General features: G+C 70.5%; 17 protein-coding genes. 9 read left to right on the top strand and 8 right to left on the bottom strand.

Annotation, left to right across the window (positions count from 1 at the left end; all coding sequences use genetic code 11):
- Positions 1-18: 18 nt before the first annotated feature.
- Positions 19-1947 (top strand): hypothetical protein, encoded by a 1929-nt coding sequence (locus tag ACFWY5_RS54515; RefSeq protein WP_379639842.1) that lies wholly within the window; start codon positions 19-21, stop codon positions 1945-1947.
- Between the two features lie 18 nt (positions 1948-1965).
- On the opposite strand, the gene ACFWY5_RS54510 is transcribed toward ACFWY5_RS54515, so the two are convergent.
- Positions 1966-2625, bottom strand: coding sequence for a response regulator (locus tag ACFWY5_RS54510; RefSeq protein ID WP_379619681.1), 660 nt, complete (start codon positions 2623-2625; stop codon positions 1966-1968).
- A complete protein-coding gene (locus tag ACFWY5_RS54505) occupies positions 2622-3884 on the bottom strand; it encodes a sensor histidine kinase (protein WP_379639841.1) in 1263 nt (420 codons plus the stop codon). The genes ACFWY5_RS54510 and ACFWY5_RS54505 overlap by 4 nt, the downstream gene beginning before the upstream one ends.
- A 153-nt stretch (positions 3885-4037) precedes the next feature.
- Between ACFWY5_RS54505 and lon the strand changes: the two genes are divergently transcribed.
- The 8 genes from lon (at position 4038) to ACFWY5_RS54465 (ending at position 14587) form a co-directional block, all read left to right on the top strand.
- On the top strand, positions 4038-6398 hold the full coding sequence (lon, locus tag ACFWY5_RS54500) for an endopeptidase La (RefSeq protein ID WP_379619677.1): 2361 nt from the start codon (positions 4038-4040) through the stop codon (positions 6396-6398).
- Positions 6399-6819: 421 nt separating this feature from the next.
- Positions 6820-7764, top strand: coding sequence for a methionine ABC transporter ATP-binding protein (locus tag ACFWY5_RS54495; protein ID WP_379619675.1), 945 nt, complete (start codon positions 6820-6822; stop codon positions 7762-7764).
- A gap of 493 nt (positions 7765-8257) precedes the next feature.
- A complete protein-coding gene (locus tag ACFWY5_RS54490; protein WP_379619672.1) occupies positions 8258-8914 on the top strand; it encodes a methionine ABC transporter permease in 657 nt (218 codons plus the stop codon).
- Between the two features lie 27 nt (positions 8915-8941).
- On the top strand, positions 8942-9775 hold the full coding sequence (locus ACFWY5_RS54485) for a MetQ/NlpA family ABC transporter substrate-binding protein (RefSeq protein ID WP_379639839.1): 834 nt from the start codon (positions 8942-8944) through the stop codon (positions 9773-9775).
- Positions 9776-9939: 164 nt separating this feature from the next.
- Positions 9940-10533: a hypothetical protein gene (locus ACFWY5_RS54480; RefSeq protein ID WP_379639838.1), complete on the top strand. Its 594-nt coding sequence runs from the start codon at positions 9940-9942 to the stop codon at positions 10531-10533.
- Positions 10534-10645: 112 nt separating this feature from the next.
- Complete coding sequence (locus ACFWY5_RS54475; RefSeq protein WP_379639837.1) at positions 10646-11674, top strand: peptidase C39 family protein; 1029 nt, start codon at positions 10646-10648, stop codon at positions 11672-11674.
- Positions 11675-11692: 18 nt separating this feature from the next.
- Complete coding sequence (locus tag ACFWY5_RS54470; protein ID WP_379639835.1) at positions 11693-13216, top strand: acyl-CoA synthetase; 1524 nt, start codon at positions 11693-11695, stop codon at positions 13214-13216.
- Between the two features lie 150 nt (positions 13217-13366).
- The gene (locus ACFWY5_RS54465) at positions 13367-14587 is read left to right on the top strand and encodes a S1C family serine protease (protein ID WP_379619662.1); all 1221 of its coding nucleotides are present in this window, start codon (positions 13367-13369) and stop codon (positions 14585-14587) included.
- 78 nt (positions 14588-14665) lie between these two features.
- Here the strand turns inward: ACFWY5_RS54465 and ACFWY5_RS54460 are convergent, their stop codons facing one another.
- The 6 genes from ACFWY5_RS54460 to cydD form a co-directional block, all read right to left on the bottom strand.
- Positions 14666-15406, bottom strand: a complete 741-nt coding sequence (locus ACFWY5_RS54460; protein WP_379639834.1) for an ABC transporter permease — start codon at positions 15404-15406, stop codon at positions 14666-14668.
- A 9-nt stretch (positions 15407-15415) separates the two neighbouring features.
- Positions 15416-16297, bottom strand: a complete 882-nt coding sequence (locus tag ACFWY5_RS54455) for an ABC transporter ATP-binding protein (RefSeq protein WP_379619658.1) — start codon at positions 16295-16297, stop codon at positions 15416-15418.
- On the bottom strand, positions 16294-16602 hold the full coding sequence (locus ACFWY5_RS54450; protein ID WP_379619656.1) for a transcriptional regulator: 309 nt from the start codon (positions 16600-16602) through the stop codon (positions 16294-16296). The genes ACFWY5_RS54455 and ACFWY5_RS54450 overlap by 4 nt, the downstream gene beginning before the upstream one ends.
- Positions 16599-17225, bottom strand: coding sequence for a hypothetical protein (locus tag ACFWY5_RS54445; RefSeq protein ID WP_379639833.1), 627 nt, complete (start codon positions 17223-17225; stop codon positions 16599-16601). Before ACFWY5_RS54445 ends, ACFWY5_RS54450 begins: the two co-directional genes overlap by 4 nt.
- Before the next feature lie 85 nt (positions 17226-17310).
- Positions 17311-18990 (bottom strand): thiol reductant ABC exporter subunit CydC, encoded by a 1680-nt coding sequence (cydC, locus tag ACFWY5_RS54440; protein ID WP_379639831.1) that lies wholly within the window; start codon positions 18988-18990, stop codon positions 17311-17313.
- A partial coding sequence (cydD, locus tag ACFWY5_RS54435) for a thiol reductant ABC exporter subunit CydD (RefSeq protein WP_379639830.1) occupies positions 18987-20165 on the bottom strand: 1179 nt, incomplete at its 5' end. The genes cydD and cydC, both read right to left, overlap by 4 nt.

Below are 20165 nucleotides of genomic sequence, written 5' to 3'. Positions count from 1 at the left end.
CGATCATCGGGAGACCCCATGAAACGCGTCGTGTTAACCTCCGCCCTCCTCGCCGCCGCTCTCGTCACCCCCGCCGAGGCCGCTTCCGCAGCCGCACCGCTCGTCATCGTCAACCCCGGCTTCGAGAAGGGCCCCGAGGGCTGGACGTTCACCGCCGGCTCCGGCGTCGCCACCAACAACCCCCACGGCGGCACGAGGCTCATCTACCTCGACTCCGGCCCCGGCAAGAGCGTCAGCCAGTCGATCACGGTGCCGGCCGCCGGCCGCTACTCGATCTCCGCCTGGATCGCCACCGGCGGCGCGGGCGGCACGTTCTCCGCCAAGGTCAACGGCGCCGAGGCGGCGAGCGTCACGCTGCCCGCCCGCGGCATCTACAGCCGCTACACCCTGTCGCGCCTGAGCCTGAACGCCGGCGACACCCTGGAGATCGCGTTCGGCTCCGGGTCCGGCTGGGTCAACGCCGACGACCTCATGATCTCCCCTGCCGCCCCCGCCGACCCGCGGGTCAGCTCGGGCACCCCCAAGGTCGTCGCGATGTTCGACTGGGCCAAGGCCAAGGCCGCCGGGTGGGTCCACCAGGACGGCGTCGTCGGGCCGATCAACATCGGGGCCACCAACCCGGTCGACCCGGGCGAAGCCCCGTACACCCCGACCTATTGGGGTGGTTACGCCCACCGCACCGCGTACTACTCGCGTGACTTCGCCCACCAGCTCGCCGGCGCGCACATCCTCGGCTTCGACGCCGAGAACAAGAACATGCTGCGCTCGTTCGCCGCCAGCGCCACGCCTGAGCACAAGTTCTATCCGGTGTGGGCGATCAACTTCGACGCCAAGACCTGGCACACCATCGACTACAAGTCGCCGACGAACTTCGTGCGCGAGGTGCCGGCCACGTTCGAGCTGGTCGAGAAGGCCAACCAGGCCTTCCGCTGGACCGGCGACCGTGCCTACCTCGACGACCCGGTCTTCTGGGACTACTACCGCAACGCCACCACCGGTTTCATCCAGCAGCACGACGGCGCCAAGCCGAACGGCGTCGCCGAGGGCACCGGCAGGGGCATCTTCCAGGGCGTGGCCAGCTACAACGAGGTCAGCCGCGAGCCGCTGGCCGAGGCGGGCGACGGCATCGGCGCCCAGTACCAGGCCTACCGCGCGCTGGCCGACATGGCCCTGGACAAGCGTGAGGTACGCCTGTCGATGGAGACCGGGGCCCGCGCCCGCGACCTCAAGCGCTACTTCAACCAGACCTGGAGCGTGAAGCCCGGCTCGGATGAGTTCGTGCGCGCCTACACGATCGACGGCGCCCCGCTGACCGGCTTCGGCAAGGAGAACAGCTGGTTCATGCCGATGAAGGGCATCATCGACGCGGGCCCGCGCAACGACGCCTACCTCGACTTCGTCGACACGCAGGCCTCGGGCCCCGACCGGCCGGCCAACATCGAGGCGATCACCTACCTGCCCGACACCTTCTTCCGCCACAACCGCAACGACACCGCCTGGAAGTGGATGCAGCACGTCTACGACCAGCGCGACACCCGCCACGTCAGCAACCGCCAGGGCCTCAACGGGGACTACCCGGAGGTTCCGTTCACCCTGGTCAGCCAGACCGTGGAGGGCCTGATGGGCGTCCAGCCCGACGCCCCGAGGCGTACGGTGGCCACCCAGTCGCGCCTGCCCGGCGACATCCCCTGGCTGCGCGTGGACGCCGTCCCGGTCGGCGGCGGCACCGTGGACGTCCGCCACGACGGCCAGACCTCGACCACCTTCACCAACCGCACCGGCGGGCTCACGTTCTGGGAGGCCCGCTTTCCGGCCGGGCACCGCAAGCTGACGGTCGCCGGGCACCGCGTGCCGGGCATCCAGAAGACGATCGACGGCGTCCGGTACACCGTCGCGATCCTGCCGGTCCGCGACGGGCAGACGGTCACGGTCTCGGTCGCGAGCTGACGTCCCGGGAAGCCGGCGTCAGTCTCCCGGGCGGACGAGGCCGGTCTCGTAGGCGTAGACGATGGCCTGGGCGCGGTCGCGCAGGCCGAGCTTGGTCAGCACGCGGCCCACGTGCGTCTTGACCGTCTGCTCCGACAGGACCAGCTTGCCGGCGACCTCCTGGTTGGACAGGCCGCGCGAGACCAGGACGAGGACCTCGGTCTCGCGCTCGGTCAGCTGGCCCAGGCGGCGGGTGGACGGGGCGCGCGGGCCGCCGAGGCGGGCGAACTCGCGGATCAGGCGCCGGGTCACGGCGGGGGCGAGGAGGGCGTCCCCGCCGGCGACCACGCGGACGGCCTCGGCGAGCTGGACGGCCGAGGCGTCCTTCAGCAGGAAGCCGCTGGCGCCGGACCGCAGGGCCTCGTAGACGTAGTCGTCCAGGTCAAAGGTGGTCAGGATCAGGATTTTTGCCGAAATATCCTCGCGTTGGGCGATGATTCGGGTTGCTTCGAGGCCGTCCATCACCGGCATGCGCACGTCCATCAGGATCACGTCCGGCCGCAGCTCCGCCGCCCGCTCGACCGCCTGCGCGCCGTCGGCCGCCTCGCCCACCACCTCGATGTCGCTCTGGGCGCCGAGGAAGACGGTGAAGCCGGTGCGTACCATGCCCTGGTCGTCGGCGATCATGACCCTGATCACGCCGCCTCCAGGGGCAGCCGGGCGACGACCTCGAAGCCGTCGGCGATCGGCCCCGCCTCCAGCGTGCCGCCGAGCAGCACCGCCCGTTCCCGCATGCCCACCAGCCCGTGCCCGGCCCCGGCCGAGGATTCGGCGGGCCTGGCTCCGGGGCCGTTGGCGACCCGTACGACCAGTTCGTCTCCCTCTCGCGCGACCTCCAGGGAGACGGTCGCCCCCGGCGCGTGCCGCATGACGTTGCTCAGCGACTCCTGCACGATCCTGTACGCCGACAGCCCCACGGCCTGCGGCACCTCCTCCACCTGTGGCGATCTTCTGAACAGCACGGCCAGCCCGGCCGCCCGCGCGTTGGCCACGAGCGCGTCGATCCCCTCCAGGTCCGGCTGCGGCGTGGTCTCCTTGCGCCCGTCGGCGTCGCGCAGCACGCCGAGCACCTGCCGGAGCTGGGCGATCGCGTCCAGCGACAGCGAGCGGATCACCGCCAGCCCCTCCTCCAACTGCTTGGCGTCCCCGGCCGCCTTGAGCGGCACCGCCTCGGCCTGGATGGCGATCACCGACATGTGGTGCGCGACCACGTCGTGCAGCTCGCGCGCGATGCGCGCCCTTTCCTCCAGTACGGCCTGCGCCCCCTCGGCCACCACCTTGAGCTGCGACTCCTCGACCAGCTTGGCCGAGGCCCTGCGCCGGGCCCGCACGTTGTAGCCGAGCACCAGCGGCACCGCGAGGACGGCCGCGCCGACCGGCACCACGTTGGAGTTGAACACGAGCAGATAGAGCATCGAGACGGCCCACACGGCGATGGACACGGCCTCGGAGTTGCGCGAGGCCACGGTGTAGAGGACCAGCAGGTACATCAGGACCAGCGGCCACGAGTACGTCATGCCCTGGTCGGGGAACCCGTCGATCATCCGGTCGATGTACACGTACGCCGGCAGCGTCACCAGCGCGGTCCGCCACGCGCCCAGCGGCCAGCGGTCGCGCAGGGCCACGGGCAGGGACAGGGACACGAGGGCGAGCTGGAACGGCAGAGCCGGTGGCGACGTCATCTGCTTGTCGTAGAGCCGCTGCCACAGGTCGGAGCTGGCCGTGGCGTAGAGGAGGATCGCGAGGGTCAGCTCGGCCAGCCGTACCCAGTCGAGGGTGGTGAAGGGGGCCAGCCAGCGCGGCGCGGAGACGCGCGTGCGGCGGGTCGCGAGAGGAGGCGGCTCGGCTTTGCCCGTGAACAGTGCGAACTTCAGCGGCCGCACCAGGGCGGAGATCACCTGAATGACCTTATGTCCGGCACCGGGTAGCCGGCGTCACTCTCAGGGGCTACTTACATGATTACGATCGCCGTGAGCGAACATCGGCAAGCTTGGGAACATTCGAGGGCTCTGATGAATTGAGTCGGTATAACTCAACCCTTTGGAGTTCGCATGAGTGAGAAGCTGATCCTCCCGGTGCTGCCGCTGGACGACGAGGTCGTCCTGCCCGGAATGGTGGTGCCGCTCGACCTGTCCGACTCCGAGGTGCGTGCTGCGATAGACGCGGCCCAGGCATCCGGTGGCAACAAGCCACGGGTGCTTCTCGTTCCCCGGATCGACGGCAGATATGGCGCGATCGGTGTGCAGGCCGTGGTGGAGCAGGTCGGAAGACTGCCGGGCGGTGAGCCCGCGGCGGTCGTACGCGGCGTGAACCGCGTGCGCGTGGGCACCGGCACCACCGGGCCCGGCGCGGCCCTGTGGGTCGAGGCCGACAGCGTCGACCGCGTGGAGGCCGGCGAGCAGGCGCATGAGCTGGCCCGCGAGTACAAGGCGCTGGCCACGACCATTCTGCAGAAGCGCGGCGCCTGGCAGGTGGTCGACCAGGTCAACCAGATCGACGACCCCTCCGTGCTGGCCGACAGCTCCGGCTACACGCCGTGGCTGACCACCGCGCAGAAGGTCGAGTTGCTGGAGGCGCCCGACCCCGCCGACCGGCTGGCGAAGCTGGTCGACTGGTCACGCGAGCACCTCGCCGAGCTCGACGTCGCCGAGACGATCCGCAAGGACGTCCAGGAGGGCATGGAGAAGCAGCAGCGCGAGTTCCTGCTCCGCCAGCAGCTCTCGGCCGTCCAGAAGGAGCTCAGGGAGCTCAAGGGCGACTCGGCCGAGAGCGAGGAAGAGGACTACCGCGTCCGCGTCGAGGCCGCCGACCTGCCCGAGAAGGTACGCGAGGCCGCGCTCAAGGAGGTCGACAAGCTGGAGCGGACCTCCGACCAGTCGCCCGAGACCGGCTGGATCCGCACCTGGCTCGACACCGTCCTCGACATCCCCTGGAACACCAGGACCGACGACACCTACGACATCAACGGCGCCCGTGAGGTGCTGGACTCCGACCACACCGGCCTCGACGACGTCAAGGACCGCATCATCGAGCACCTGGCCGTGCGCAAGCGGCGCCAGGACAAGGGCCTCGGCGTGGTGGGCGGCCGCCGCAGCGGCGCAGTCCTCGCCCTCGCCGGTCCTCCCGGAGTCGGCAAGACCTCGCTCGGCGAGTCAGTCGCGCGCTCGATGGGCCGCAAGTTCGTCCGCGTCGCCCTCGGCGGCGTGCGCGACGAGGCCGAGATCCGCGGCCACCGGCGCACCTACGTGGGCGCGCTGCCCGGCCGCATCGTCCGCGCGATCAGGGAGGCGGGCTCGATGAACCCCGTCGTCCTGCTCGACGAGGTCGACAAGGTCGGCGCCGACTACCGGGGCGACCCGACCGCGGCGCTGCTCGAAGTGCTCGACCCGGCCCAGAACCACACCTTCCGTGACCACTACCTCGAGGTCGAGCTCGACCTGTCGGACGTGCTCTTCCTGGCCACGGCCAACGTCCTGGAGGCCATCCCCGGGCCGCTGCTCGACCGGATGGAGGTCGTCACCCTCGACGGCTACACCGAGGACGAGAAGCTCGCCATCGCCCGCGACCACCTGCTGCCCAAGCAGCTCAAGCAGGCCGGTTTCGAGCCCGCGGAGATCTCCTTCGAGGACGGCGCGCTGCGCCGCCTGGCCACCGAGTACACCCGCGAGGCGGGCGTGCGCTCCCTGGAGCGCGCGGTCGGCAGGGTGATCCGCAAGATCGCGGCGAAGGACGAGGTCCCCGTCACGGTCAGCGCCGAGGCGCTCGTCGACTACCTCGGCCGTCCGCGGTTCGTGCCCGAGTCATCGCTGCCGGAGTCCAAGCAGCGCACCTCGGTGCCCGGCGTGGCCACCGGCCTGGCGGTCACCGGAGCGGGCGGCGACGTCCTTTACGTCGAGGCGTCGCTGGCCGACCCCGAGACCGGCGACACCGGGCTCACGCTCACCGGCCAGCTCGGCGACGTGATGAAGGAGTCGGCCAGGATCGCCCTGTCCTACCTCCGCAGCCACGGCGCGGAGCTGGAGCTGCCGGTCACCGCGCTGAAGGACCGGTCGGTGCACGTGCACTTCCCGGCCGGCGCCGTCCCCAAGGACGGCCCGTCGGCGGGCGTCACGCTCACCACCGCCCTGGCCTCGCTGCTGTCCGGCCGCCTCGTCCGCAACGACGTCGCGATGACCGGCGAGATCTCGCTCACCGGGCGGGTCCTGCCGATCGGCGGCGTCAAGCAGAAGCTGCTCGCGGCGCACCGGGCGGGCATCACCACGGTGCTCATCCCGGCCCGCAACGAGCCCGACCTGGACGATCTGCCCCAGGAGATCCGCGACGAGCTGACCATCCACGCGGTCGGCGACGTGCGCGAGGTCCTGGACATCGCCCTCGCCCCGGCCAAGGTCGCCGCCTCCGCGGCCGCCTGACGCCTCCCGCGCCTGCCCCGCCGTACCAGCTGGATCTGGTACGGCGGGGCAGCTTGGCGTTCCGGGCCCGTGAGGCAGCTCACAGCGGGCCGGGGGAATAGGGCACGGTAAAGAGGTCGTTGGCACCAGCGTGAACGAGGCATACGCGAAAGACATGAGCGCCATGGGCGACGTCATGTGTCGTGGCATGCGCCGAATGCGGGCGATGGCCTGTCCGGCCCGCTGAGCGAACCCGCCCCGCCCGTTCTCGCCGAAGGTACTTCCTCATGATCGCACCACCCAGCTACGTGCTGCGCAGGCTCAGCCACCTGCCCTTCCACCCCGGCACGCGCTAGCACTTCCCCCTCACCAGCCTGTTCCAGCTTGAGTTCGTCTCAGCGGCCCGCCAGCGCGTGGTCGCCATCCGTGATGGGGAAATTTCGTGATCCAGGCTTCTGGCCTGCGCAAGCAGTACGGGGACACCGCCGCGCTCGACGGCGTCGACCTGCACGTGCGCAAGGGCGAGATCTTCGGCGTGCTCGGCCAGAGCGGCGCCGGCAAGAGCACGCTGCTGCGCTGCGTCAACCTCCTCGAACGCCCCGACGCCGGCACCGTCACCGTCGACGGCCAGGACCTGACCCGGCTCGGCGACCGCGAGCTCAACCAGGCCCGCCAGCGCATCGGCATGATCCACCAGCACTTCGCCCTGCTGTCGTCGCGGACCGTCGCCGGCAACGTGGCCTTCCCGCTGGAGGTCATGGGCGTGCCCCGGGCCGAACGCGAACGCCGCGTGGCCGAGCTCCTCGACCTCGTCGGGCTCGGCGGCCGCGGCGCCGACCGCCCGAGGCAGCTGTCCGGCGGTCAGAAGCAGCGGGTCGGCATCGCCAGGGCTTTGGCCGGCAACCCGGCGGTACTGCTGTCCGACGAGGCCACCTCCGCCCTGGACCCCGCCACGACCGACTCGATCCTGGCGCTCCTGAAGCGCCTCAACACCGAACTCGGCCTCACCATCCTGCTGATCACCCACGAGATGAACGTCGTCAAGGCGGTCTGCGACTCGGTGGCCATCATGTCCGGCGGGCGCATCGAGGAATCCGGCACCATCGCCGGCCTCATCCGCACCCCGGGCTCGCGCCTGACCCGCGAGATCTTCCCCCTGCCGGCGCCGTCACCGGGCGACATCACCCTCACCTTCACCGGCCACGCCGACGAGCCGGTGATCTCGGAGGTCGTCCGCAAGTTCGACGCCGACATCAACGTGCTGGGCGGCGCCATCGAAGACCTCGCCGGCTCCCGGGTGGGCCGCCTGCGCGTCACCCTCTCCGGCGACCCGGCCGCGCTCTCGTACCTGCGCGACAAGGGCCTGCTCGTGGAGGTGGCCCCGTGACCGCCGCTCTCTCCGTTCTTGCTCCCGTCCGGGGGTTGTGGCGGTTCGCCGTTCTCGCTCTTCCCGCTCGGGTGGCCGCTGTTCGCGCTCTTCCGGTACGGCGGGGCCAGGTGGGCGCCGCCCGCCGCCGTGGGCTCGCGCCGATCATCCGAGCGCCGCGCACGCCGGACGTGGCCCCCACCGCCACGACGCGTACTCGGCCCGCCACCGTACCCCTGTCACCCGCCGCACCTGCTGCGCAGCCCACCACCGCCCACCACCCCGCCGTCTCGGCGCAGGAACGCGGGCTGGGATGGGTGCGTGTCGCGCCGGTCTCCGCCGCACCACGTCCCGCCGGCCCGGCGCCGGAGGGGCCCGGGGTCCGGTGGTCAGGGGTTGCCTCCGTCCGCCCCGCTCCGGTGCGTGACGCCGCCCTGGGCCGTGACGCCGCTGCGGTGCGGGGTGGAGGGGTGAGGGCTGTCTCGGTGGCCGGAGTGTTGGGGGAGGGGGTTTTGTGACCTGGGATGAGATTGTTCCGCTGCTCTGGGAAGGTGCCGGGCAGACGGCGGCCATGGTGGGGCTGGCCACTCTGTTCACCGTGGTGCTCGGGCTGCCGCTCGGCGTCTCGCTGGTCGTGTTCGATCGGGGTGGGCTGCGGCCGGTTCCGGCGCTCAAGGCGGTGCTCGGGGCGGTCGTCAACGTCGGGCGGTCGCTGCCGTTCATCGTGCTGATGATCGCGATCATCCCCTTCACCCGCCTGGTGGTGGGGACGACGATCGGGACCATCGCCGTGGTCGTGCCGTTGACCGTGGGCGCGGTGCCGTTCTTCGCGCGGCTCGTGGAGACGGCGCTGCGGGAGGTCGGCGGGGATGTGGTCCAGGCGGCCCAGGCCATGGGCGCAAGCCGTACCGCGATCGTGCGGAAGGTTCTGCTGCCTGAGGCGCTGCCCGGGATCGTCGCGGGGATCACCGTCACCGTGGTCGCTCTGGTCGGGTATTCGGCCATGGCGGGGACCGTCGGCGGCGGCGGGCTCGGGGACCTGGCCGTCCGGTATGGGTATCTGAGGTTCGAGGGGCAGGTCATGTTCGCCACCGTCGTGGTGCTCATCGTGCTCGTGCAGCTGATCCAGAGCCTCGGGGACCTCGTCGCGCGGCGGATGTCGCACAAGTAGTTCTTTCACATCAAAAGGAAGATCAATATGAAGATTCGCGCTTTCGTGGGTGTCGCTGCCCTTTCGTTGTTGCTCGCCGCATGCGGTACGTCGCAGTCCGCCACCAGCTCGGCCCAGCCGGCGGCCGAGTCGGCCGACACGGTGCTCAAGGTGGGCGCCAGCCCGGTGCCGCACGCGGAGATCCTCACCTTCGTCAAGGACAACCTGGCCAAGCAGGCCGGGCTGAACCTCGAAGTGGTCGAGTTCACCGACTACGTGCAGCCGAACGTCCAGCTCAACGAGGGCCAGCTGGGTGCCAACTTCTTCCAGCACAAGCCGTACCTGGACGACTTCAACAAGTCCAAGGGCACCAAGCTCAGCTTCGTCACCCCGGTCCACCTGGAGCCGCTGGGCCTGTACTCGAAGAAGATCACCGACGTCGCCGCGCTGGCGAACGAGGCGACCGTCGCGGTGCCGAACGACGCCACGAACCTCGGCCGCGCGCTCAAGCTGCTGGCCGACAACGGCCTGATCACGCTGAAGGAGGGCGTCGGCACCGCCGCCACCGAGCGCGACGTCACCGGCAACCCGAAGAAGCTGACCTTCAAGCCGCTGGAGGCGCCGCTGCTGCCCCGCTCGCTGGAGGACGTCGACGCGGCGGTCATCAACGGCAACTACGCCATCGAGGCGGGCCTGAAGCCGGCCTCGCAGGCGCTGGTGCTGGAGAAGACCGAGGGCAACCCGTACGTCAACGGCCTGGTCGTGCAGGAAGGCCACGAAAAGGACGCGGGCGTCGTGACCCTGGGCAAGCTGCTGCAGGACCCGAAGGTCAAGGAGTTCATCAAGAGCAAGTACGCGGGCGCGGTCATCCCGGCCGAATGACCCGGAAAACAAAGATCCCCCTCCACGGCGATTTCCGGAGGGGGATCTTTATTATTTGTCAAAGATCGGGAAAAGAGCCTTATCAAGTAATTTGAAAGTGTTCGGCAATCCCGGCGGCGTACCAATGACGAGTCAGCACTACCTCTCCCGAGGAGGACCTCGAAGTGCGATTCGTCTCACGAATCCTGATCGGCGTCGCGGCGGCCACCATGGCCGCCGTCGCCGCCCCGGCCGTCGCCGGCGCGACGACCGCGACCACAGCGGCCACCACCACAACCGCCTCGTCGTACTACGAAGCGGACTGGGGGCCCTACTTCTCCAGCGACCACAAGTCCAGGGCCGAGGGCCACGTCAGCGTCGACAAGAAGCCCTACAAGTTCTGGTACTGGAAGACCTTCCACGTCAAGAAGAAGATCTGCTGGAAGGACAAGCACGGCAACAAGCACTGCAAGTGGGTCGTGGAGAAGGTCAAGAAGAAGGTGTGGAAGTGGAAGCACCACTACTTCTACACAGTCGACAGCAAGCTCACCAACACCAAGTGGTGGGGCGGCAAGAAGTGCGCGTGGGAGACGTTCAAGGTCGTCGGCTTCGACGGCTCGACCTCCTTCAAGAACTTCAGAAACTGCACCAAGAACCCGAAGCACTACTCGTTCTCCGGTAAGAACGCCGCGCACATCTACGTGGACGTGAGCCGGGGCGGCTTCTTCGGGCCGAAGAGCCACCACTCGGGCTGGCAGCCCCTGTACCACTTCTCCTGATCCCCGCGGTTGGGCGGCGAAGCCGCGATCTCTCCCCGTCGAGATCGCGGCTTCGCCGTACCCGGGAGAAATTTTGGGGTGGGATATGCGCGAATGCGGCCATTGATAAAGGGTGCGCATTCTGATCGCGATATTGATGGTGGTGCCAGGGCAGGCGGGGGACGGGCGGGTCGGCTATCAGCGGGAGGCCGGCGTCGCGGCCGGTGCCTTCGTGCGGGCGGGCGCCTGGGAGGTGGCCCGCTGGACCGGGCCGATGCGGCGGATCGGGTTCGCCGCCACCGAGATCGTGCCGTCGTGGACCGCCGTGACGCCGCCGGGCAGTTGGATCAAGGTGGAGCTGCGGGTGCCCGGATCGGGGTGGTACGTGATGGGGCGCTGGTCCTATGACGGCGTGCGGACCACCGTGAAAGGGCAGGCGGACGCGCGGGGGCGGGTCGCCGCCGACGTGTTCAAGGCTGGGCGGGCGGTGACCGCCTATCGGCTGCGCGTGTCGTTGTACCGGCGGCCGGGCTCCGCCGTACTGCCGGAGATCCGCACGCTGGGCGCGGTGGCCTCGCGCGCGGGCGGGACGCGGGCCCGCGGCGGGCGCGCGTGGGGGCGGGAGCTCGCGGTGCCGCGCAAGTGGCAGCTCGCGCACGCCGATCACGGCGGGGCGGCGTGGTGCGGCCCGACCGCCACCGCGATGGTGCTGGCCTACTGGAAGAAGGGGCCGCGGCCGGGGGAGATGTCCTGGGTGCCGCGCTCCGATCCGGACCCGGCGGTCGACCACGCGGCCAGGCACACCTACGACAAGGCCTACGGCGGCACCGGCAACTGGGCCTTCAACACCGCCTATGCCGGAAGTTTCGGACTCGACGCGTCGGTGGCCAGGATGCGCTCGCTGGCCGAGGTCGAAGACCAGGTCGCGGCGGGGGTGCCGGTCGTGACCTCGCTGGCCTTCACCCGCGAGGAGCTCGGGTACGCCTCCGCCGGCCACCTCATGGTCGTCACCGGCTTCACCCGCGACGGCGACGTCATCGCCAACGACCCGGCGGCGCGCGGCGTGCGGGCGATCTACCCGCGCAGAACCTTCGAACGAGCCTGGCAACGTTCCAGTACGGGCACCGTCTACGTCATCAGGCCCTTCCGGGCGGACGCTTAACCGAATATCGTTCGGTTCATGTACCCGGGAGCCATCGCAGCAGTCACCCCCGACAAGCCCGCTGTGATCATGGCGGGCTCCGGGGAGGTCCTCACCTACCGCCGGCTGGACGAGGAGTCGAACCGGCTGGCCCACCTGTTCCGCTCCGCCGGGCTGCGGCCGGGCGACCACATCGCGTTCATGCTGCCCAACCATCCGCTCTTCCTGGCCGTGGCCTGGGCCGCGCACCGATCCGGCCTGTACTACACCGCGGTCAGCTCCCGGCTGCAGGCCGGCGAACTGGCCTACATCGTGGACAACTGCGAGGCCCAGGTCTTCATCACCAGCGCGGACCTGGCCGAGGTGGCGCAGGCCGTGACCGGCGTACGGCTGCGCCTCATGCTGGACGGCGTGGCCGACGGCTTCGACTCCTACGAGCAGGCCGTGGCCGCGCAGCCGGTCACGCCGATCGAGGACGAGTCGCAGGGCGCCGACATGCTCTACTCCTCGGGCACCACCGGCAGGCCGAAGGGCGTCAAGCCCAAGCTGTCGCACGCGGCGCTGGACGAGCCGGGGGCATTGTTCAACCTGGTGTCGTTCCTGTTCGCGCCGGAGCGGGACAGCGTCTATCTCTCGCCCGCGCCGCTCTACCACGCCGCGCCGCTGCGCTACTGCATGACCTTCCAGCGGCTGGGCGCGACGGTGGTGGTGATGGAGAAGTTCGACCCGGTCCGCTATCTAGAACTTGTCGAGAAATATCACGTCACGCACTCGCAGCTCGTGCCCACCATGTTCATCAAAATGCTCAAACTTCCTGAAGAAGAGCGGACAAAGCGCGATATTTCCAGTCTCAAGTTCGCGATCCACGCGGCCGCCCCCTGCCCCGTCCCCGTCAAGGAGCAGATGATCGACTGGTGGGGCCCGATCGTCCACGAGTACTACGCGGGCACTGAGGGCAACGGCTTCCTCTACGCCGGCCCCCAGGACTGGCTCGCGCACAAGGGCACCGTCGGCCGCTCCCTGCTGGGCAAGGTGCACATCCTCGACGAGGAGGGCAACGACCTGCCGCCCGGCGAGCACGGCACGATCTACTTCTCCGACGGCCTCACCTTCGAGTACCACGGCGACCCCGGCAAGACCCGCGCCGCCCAGGACCCGGGTGGCCGCGGCTGGACCACCCTCGGCGACATCGGCTACCTGGACGAGGAGGGCTTCCTCTACCTCACCGACCGCCGGTCCTACATGATCATCTCCGGCGGCGTGAACATCTACCCCCAGGAGTCGGAGAACGTCCTGTCCATCCATCCCAAGGTGGCCGACGTGGCGGTCTTCGGCGTACCGGATGAGGAGATGGGCGAGCAGGTCAAGGCCGTGGTGCAGCCCGCCGACATGAACGAGGCGGGACCCGCGCTCGAGGCCGAGCTCATCGCGTACTGCAGAGAGCGGCTGGCGCACTTCAAGTGCCCCAGATCCGTGGACTTCCGGGAGGAGTTGCCCCGTCATCCCACCGGCAAGCTCTACAAGCGGTTGCTCCGTGACGAGTACTGGCCGAAGCCAGCCTGAGAATCGCATGAGAATCTCACCGCCCCTGACTCATCCGACCAGGGCGGATAAGGCCCGCGTCAGCCCGTTCAGAAGCCTCTGATCACCGGCTTAAGCTGCCTTAACAGCGACATTGGCACCCTTGAGGCATCGGGACTTGAGGAGATGACGATGGACGCGAACGAGCCTCGCGAGCAGGGCTGGACCCAGTTCGGCGCCAAGCCGCCGGCCGCCGGGGGCTTCCCCAGCCAGGACACGGCGATCCTGACGCCGCCGCCCCCGCCACCGCCCGTGGCCAAGAAGCCGGGCTTCACCGGGGGGCAGAAGGCGATCGCCGGCCTGGCGCTGGCGGCCATGGCGATCGGCGGCGGCGTCGCGGGGGCGGCCATCACGAGCGCCTTCCAGACGCCGCAGATCGTGCAGTCGGCGCCGAGCCCGGCCTTCAAGCCGGCCTCCAACCCGATGACGATCAGTGAGGTGGCGACCAAGGTACAGCCGTCGGTCGTCATGATCCAGGGCCAGAACGCCGGCGGATCCGGCGTCGTGCTCTCCGAGGACGGCCTCATCCTCACCAACAACCACGTCGTCGCCGCCAACGGGAAGGGGAGCCCGCTGTCGGTCAAGTTCAGCGACGGCAAGACCGCCAAGGCAACCGTCGTCGGCACCGACCCGTCCACGGACCTGGCCGTCATCAAGGCCGACGGCGTCTCCGGGCTGACCAAGGCCGAGCTCGGCGACAGCGACCAGCTGAAGGTCGGCGACGCCGTCCTGGCCATCGGCAGCCCGCTCGGCCTGGAGGGGACGGTCACCTCCGGCATCGTCAGCGCGCTCGACCGCACGCTCAACGTCGGCGGCGAGCAGGAGCAGCAGGTTCCGCCCGGCTGGGGCCGCGGCGGTCAGGACTCGGCCCCGCCCACCAGCATCGGCGGCGCCATCCAGACCGACGCCTCGATCAACTCCGGCAACTCGGGCGGCGCGCTCGTCAACGCCGCCGGCCAGGTCGTGGGCATCAACACCGCGATCGCCACGAACGGCAGCAACGGCAGCATCGGCCTGGGCTTCGCCATCCCGGTGAACACCGCCAAGCAGGTGGCCGACCAGCTGGCCGCCACGGGAACCGTGAAGCACGCCTTCCTCGGCGTGAGCGTGACCGACGCCAGCGGGGACGTGCCCGGGGCGCTGGTCCGCCAGATCACCGAGAACAGCCCCGCCGCCAAGGCCGGACTGAAGCAAGGCGACCTCATCACGCGAATCGGCGACAAGCCGGTCGATGGTGGGGATACGGTGGTCGGACAGGTCAGAGGTTTCAAACCAGGCCAACAGGTCAAGATCATATACATGAGGGACGGCAAGCAGAGCGAAGTGACCGTTACCCTCGAAGAGAAGAAATAGGACCCCCTCACGGACGGGTGCGCCGTCGAGATCGCTGCGGACTCGGCGGCGCACCCCCGTTCGTACCCGGGGCGGCGGCTAGGAGAAGCGGCGCCCCTCGTCGCGGTGGTAGGCCCAGGCGGCCAGCACAGCCGTCACAACGATCCAGCCGGCCAGCGTCACCAGGGCGGTCACGTTCGGAGCGGCGCCCGCGACGGCCCACCACATGAGCTCACCGGCGCCCCTGCTGGGCAGGAACAACGACAGCGTCTGGACGAACGACGGCATCATCTGCAGCGGCAGCAGGAGCCCGCCCAGGATGGCCAGCGGGAAGAACGCCACCTGCGACACCGCGATCGCCCCCTTCGACGGCATCATGTAGCCGATGAACAGGCCCAGCAGCATGAACGGGATCGTCGCGACGACCAGCGCGCCCAGGGCGAGCGCCAGCCGTACCGGCGTGATCTGTGCCGTGGTGAGGACGGCGGCGATGATCAGGACGGGGATCACCGAGATGACCATGGCGATCACCGTCGTCACGATCCGGCCGGCGAAGGCGGGCAGCGGCCCGGCGGGCAACGTGCGCAGGAAGGGGTTCCAGGGCTGCTCGCGATCCTGTGACACCGAGATCGACAGCGAGATCAGCGCGGCGGAGATGGCGCCGAAGAGCATCATGGAGCCCGTGGACGCCGTGGCGGCGACCGGGTTGTCGCCGGCGAATGGCACCACGAACGCCAGCATCGTGGCAGCGGGGAAGAAGGAGCTGGCCACGAGGCCGATCGGCACCCGCAACTGCTCGATCATCAGGTAGCGGGTGTGGGCCAGGATCAAGCTGGACATGCGCACTCCTCAGGCGGTGACGGGCTCGGGGGCGGTCAGGTGGAGGAAGGCCTCCTCCAGGGAGGTCGGCCGGATCTCCAGGCCGGTGAACGGCGTCCCGCTGCGGACCAGCGCCACCACCAGGTGGTCGGCGTCGGCGGTCATCAGGTGGGTGCGCTCGCCGTCCCGCTCGCTGGACAGCACGCCGGGCAGTTCCGGCAGGGCGGCGGCGGTCAGCGAGACACGCTGCACGCCGACCATGTCCCGCACCGCGCGGACGGTGTCGTCGGCCAGCACGCGGCCCTGGGCCACGACGACGACCCGCTGGGCCAGCGCCTCGATCTCCTCCAGGTAGTGGCTGGTCAGCAGTACGGTGCCGCCGTCCTCGTGGAAGGCGCGGATGCCGTCCCAGAGGGTGCGCCTGGCCTCGACGTCCAGGCCGGTGGTGGGCTCGTCGAGGAAGACCAGCCGCGGGTCGCCGGCGAAGGCGAGGGCCACGGCCAGGCGGCGCTTCTGGCCGCCGGACAGCCCGCCGATCTGGCGCCGGTCCAGGTCGGCCAGGCCGAAGCGCTCCAGGAGCTCGCCCTTGGGACGGGCCTTCGGGTAGTGGCTGGTGACGAAGCCGACGACCTCGCCCACGCGCAGCGCCTCCGGCAGGCCGGTCTCCTGCGGGGTGACGCCGATGCCGCGCCGTACCAGAGGGTCGGAGGGGGAGCCGCCGAGCAGCTCGACCGTGCCGGAGGTGGGGCGGCGCAGGCCGACGAACAGGTTGATGAGGGTGGACTTGCCGGCGCCGTTGGGGCCGAGCAGGCCGACGAGCTCACCGGCGCGGATCTCCAGCGAGACGCGGTCGAGGGCGAGCACGCCGCCGTAGCGCCGGGTGAGGTCGATGGTTCGCGCGAGAACGCTCATGTGGTGCCTCCAGCGGTGTCGAGCAGGGCGCGGATCGCTTTGGTGTACTCGTCGAAGGCCGCCCTGCCGCGCTTGGTCAGCGCGACGTAGGTGACGGGGGTGCGGCCCTTGTGTGTTTTGGTGATCTCCACGTAGCCGGCCTCTTCGAGCTTGGACAGGTGAACGGACAGGTTGCCGGCGGTCATGCCGAGCACGTCCTTCAGGCCGGGGAAGGCGAGCCGGTCACCGTCGGGCAGCGTGTTGAGCGTCGCCACCACCCTGAGCCTGGCCTGGGCGTGGATGACGGGGTCGAGCTCGTTGTTCACCGCCGCCACCGCAGCCACAGGCCGGTGGCGACGGCGCCGCCACCTCCGAGGACCGCCAGCAGCAGGTAGATCCAGCCGCCGCCCAGCACGGTGCCGACCACGTCGACCACCACGACCCAGACACCCAGCAGGAACTGCGGCCACAGCCGGTAGATCGCGCCGCCGGCCATGTAGAGCAGCCCGGCGACCAGCATGAACAGAGCGGTGTAGAACGGCCCGATCGTGTCTTCCTGCAGATGCGGGACGAAGCGCGTGGCGATGATGCCCATGGCGTTGAAGCCGATGAACCAGGCCAGCCCGTACATCGCGCCACGGGTCTCGGACTCGCCCTTGATGTGGCCGCCGGAGCGGAGCACGGCGATGACCATGAGGACGAAGGCGATGATCTGGGTGGCCCAGAGCACGGACAGTCCCACCTGCCAGGTGATCGGCAGCAACCCGTTCCCGTCGCCCTGGAGTCCCTGGCCGAGGAAGAGCGTGCCGAAGCCGATGAACCAGGCCGCCCCCCACGGCACGTACATGAGCAGCGGGTCCGGGAGGAAGCGGCGCATCGCCGCGGTCTGCTGCTGCTCGATGAGCCGGAGCATCTCCTCCGGGCTCGGGGCGGGCTCGTCGTCGTTCATCGCCAAACTCCTCGATAGCTCAAACTGGTTTGAACTATAAACCAAAGAGGTTTGCGATGTAAACCTGTCGGCGGGGAAGCCGGAATCAGCGGCGGGTGAGGGCCTCCGACTGCCAGAGGTCGCTGTAGTAGCCGGGGACGGCGACCAGGTCGTCGTGGCGGCCGCGCTGGATCGCCCGGCCGTGCTCCATGACGATGATCTCGTCCACCTGCTCCAGGCCCTTGAGGCGGTGGGTGACCAGCAGGGTCGTGCGGTCGTGGGTGACGTCCAGCAGGTCGGCCATCAGGGCGTCGGCCGTCTCCTCGTCCAGCGCCTCGGCGGGCTCGTCGAGGAGCAGCACCTGCGGGTCGTACAGGAGCGCGCGGGCCAGGGACAGGCGCTGCAACTGGCCGCCGGAGACGGTCCTGCCGTCCTCGCCGAGCTCGGCGTCCCAGCCGGTCCTGCTCACCCACTGCTCAAGCCGGGCATCGCGTACGGCACGCGCCAGATCGTCGTCCGTCGCGCCGGGACCGGCCAGCCGGAGGTTGTCGCGCAACGTGGTCTGGAAGATGTACGGATCCTGGGTGAGCCCGGTCATCAGCGTTCTCACCTGGCCGGAGTCGAGCTCCGCGGTGTTCACGCCGTTGACGCGGACGCTTCCGGACTCCGGCTCCAGCAGGCGCATGAGGGCCGCCAGGACCGTGCTCTTGCCCGCGCCGCTCGGGCCCACCAGGGCCACCCGTTTGCCGGGTTCCAGCGTGAACGAGATGCCGTCCACGGCCGCGGGCGCGCCGGGCACGTGCCGTACGACGAGGTCGTCGACCTCGACCGTCACCGGCCCCTCGGGCAGCGCGGCCGGAGCCGGCGGCTCGGTGACGGCCGGGGGAGCCGAGCGCACCTCGCGCAGGCGGCGCAGCGCGGAGGTGATGCCCGCCATGCGCTCGCCCGCCGCGGCCAGCGGCAGCACCGGCTCGAACGACACCAGCGCGGTCAGCGCCAGCACCGCCGTCGCCACCGTGTCCGCGCCCGCCGCCCGGGCGGCCAGTACGATCCCGGCCACCGTCAGGCCCTGCACCAGCGTGCCCACGCCGAGCGAGGCCGCGTGCACGCGGGACTGGCGGCGTTCCAGGGCGGCCAGTTCGGCGTCGGCCTCCATGGCCTTGGCCAGGGCCCGCTCACCGGCCCCGTACGCGGCCAGGTCGGCCGAGCCGTGCACCAGGTCGGCCACCCGCTCGGCCAGCGCGGCCCTGGCCGGAGCCAGGCGGGCCGACCAGCGGCGGGCGGCGGCGGCCGTGCCCGCCGGGAGCAGCACGCCCGCCACCACCAGGCCCGCCAGCAGTACCAGCGCGGCCAACGGCGCCAGCGTCAGCGCGATCACGACCGCCGCCGCGCCGGTGATCAGGGCGGCCGTCGCGGGCAGCAGGACGCGCACCAGCAGGTCCTGGACCGCCTCGGTGTCGTCGACCATACGGCTGAGCAGGTCGGCGCCGCCGTGCCTGGGCTGCTGGGGCGCGATGAGCGCGCCGTAGAGCCGTTCGCGGGTGTCGGCCTGGGCGCGCAGGGCGACGTCGTGGCCGGTCAGGCGTTCGGCGTAGCGGAAGACGCCGCGGCTGGTGGCGAAGGCGCGGGTGGCCACGATCGCCAGGCTCAGCGCGGCCAGCTCCGGCTGCTCGGCGGCCCGCGTGATCAGCCACGCGGCGGCGGCGATCAGCCCGAGCCCGGCCAGGTCGGCCGCGGCCCCGGCCAGCACGGCCCAGACGATCCGCAGGCCCATGCGCCGCTTCACCGGATCTCCCTCACGTCGTCGCCGGCGCCCGCCACGGTGGTGGCGTCGCGGCGGGTGTCGGACAGGACCCGGCCGGCGTGGATGCGGATCACCCGGTCGGCCAGGTCGATCATGGCGGGCCGGTGGGCGACGATGACCGCGGTACGCCCCTCGGCCAGGGCGGCGGTGGCCTCCACGACGGCGGCCTCGCTGCGGCCGTCGAGGCGGGCCGTGGGCTCGTCCAGGAGCAGGACCGTGGCGCCGGGGCGGCAGAACGCCCTGGCCAGGGCGATGCGCTGGCGCTGGCCCGCCGAGAAGTTGGCGCCTCGCTCGCCCACCAGCGTGTCGTACCCGTCGGGCAGGGCCTCGACGAAGGCGTCGGCGTGGGCGGCCTTGGCGGCCTGCCGTACCTCGGTAAAGGTGGCGCCGGGGGCGCCGAGGCGGATGTTGTCGGCGACGGAGGCCGCGAACAGGTGCGGGCGCTGCGGCACGAACGCCAGCTCGTCGGGGGTGTCCGGCGGGCGCCCGCCGACCAGCACGCGCCCGGAGGCGGGGGAGACGAAGCCGAGCAGCAGGTGCAGCAGCGTGCTCTTGCCGCCGCCGCTCTCGCCGACCAGCGCGACCCGCTCGCCGGGCGCGATCACCAGCGAGACGTCCTCGAGCGCCGCGTCCTCGCGGCCGGGGTAGCGGACGGTGACGTTCTCCAGCCGGATCTCCGGCGGCCCCGCACCGCGCTCCGCGTGAGCGGGCGCGGGCTTCACCTCCTCATCCGGTACGGCTTCATCCAGTACGGCGAAGGCCGCGTCCGCCGCCGCCACACCCTCCATCGAGGCGTGGAAGCGGGTCCCCATCATCCGGAGCGGCAGGTAGGCCTCGGGCGCCAGCAGCAGGACGAGCAGCGCGGTGGTGAGGTCGAGGTTGCCGCCCAGCAGCCGGAGCCCGATCGGCACCGCCACCAGCGCCAGTGACAGAGACGCGCACAGCTCCAGCACCAGCGACGACAGGAACGCCACCCGCAGCGTGCGCATCGTGGCGCCCCGGTGCGCGTCGGCGACCTGCTCGATGACGGTGGCCTGGTAGCGGGCCCGGCCGAAGGCGCGCAGCGTGGGCAGCCCGCGCACGACGTCGAGGAAGTGCCCGCCGAGTCTGGCCAGCGCGTGGAACTGCCGCTCGGTGGTCGCCTTGGTGTGCATGCC

The organism is Nonomuraea sp. NPDC059007 (assembly GCF_042740555.1).
Classification (GTDB): domain Bacteria; phylum Actinomycetota; class Actinomycetes; order Streptosporangiales; family Streptosporangiaceae; genus Nonomuraea.
This window is presented reverse-complemented; position numbering and strand designations above follow the sequence as displayed.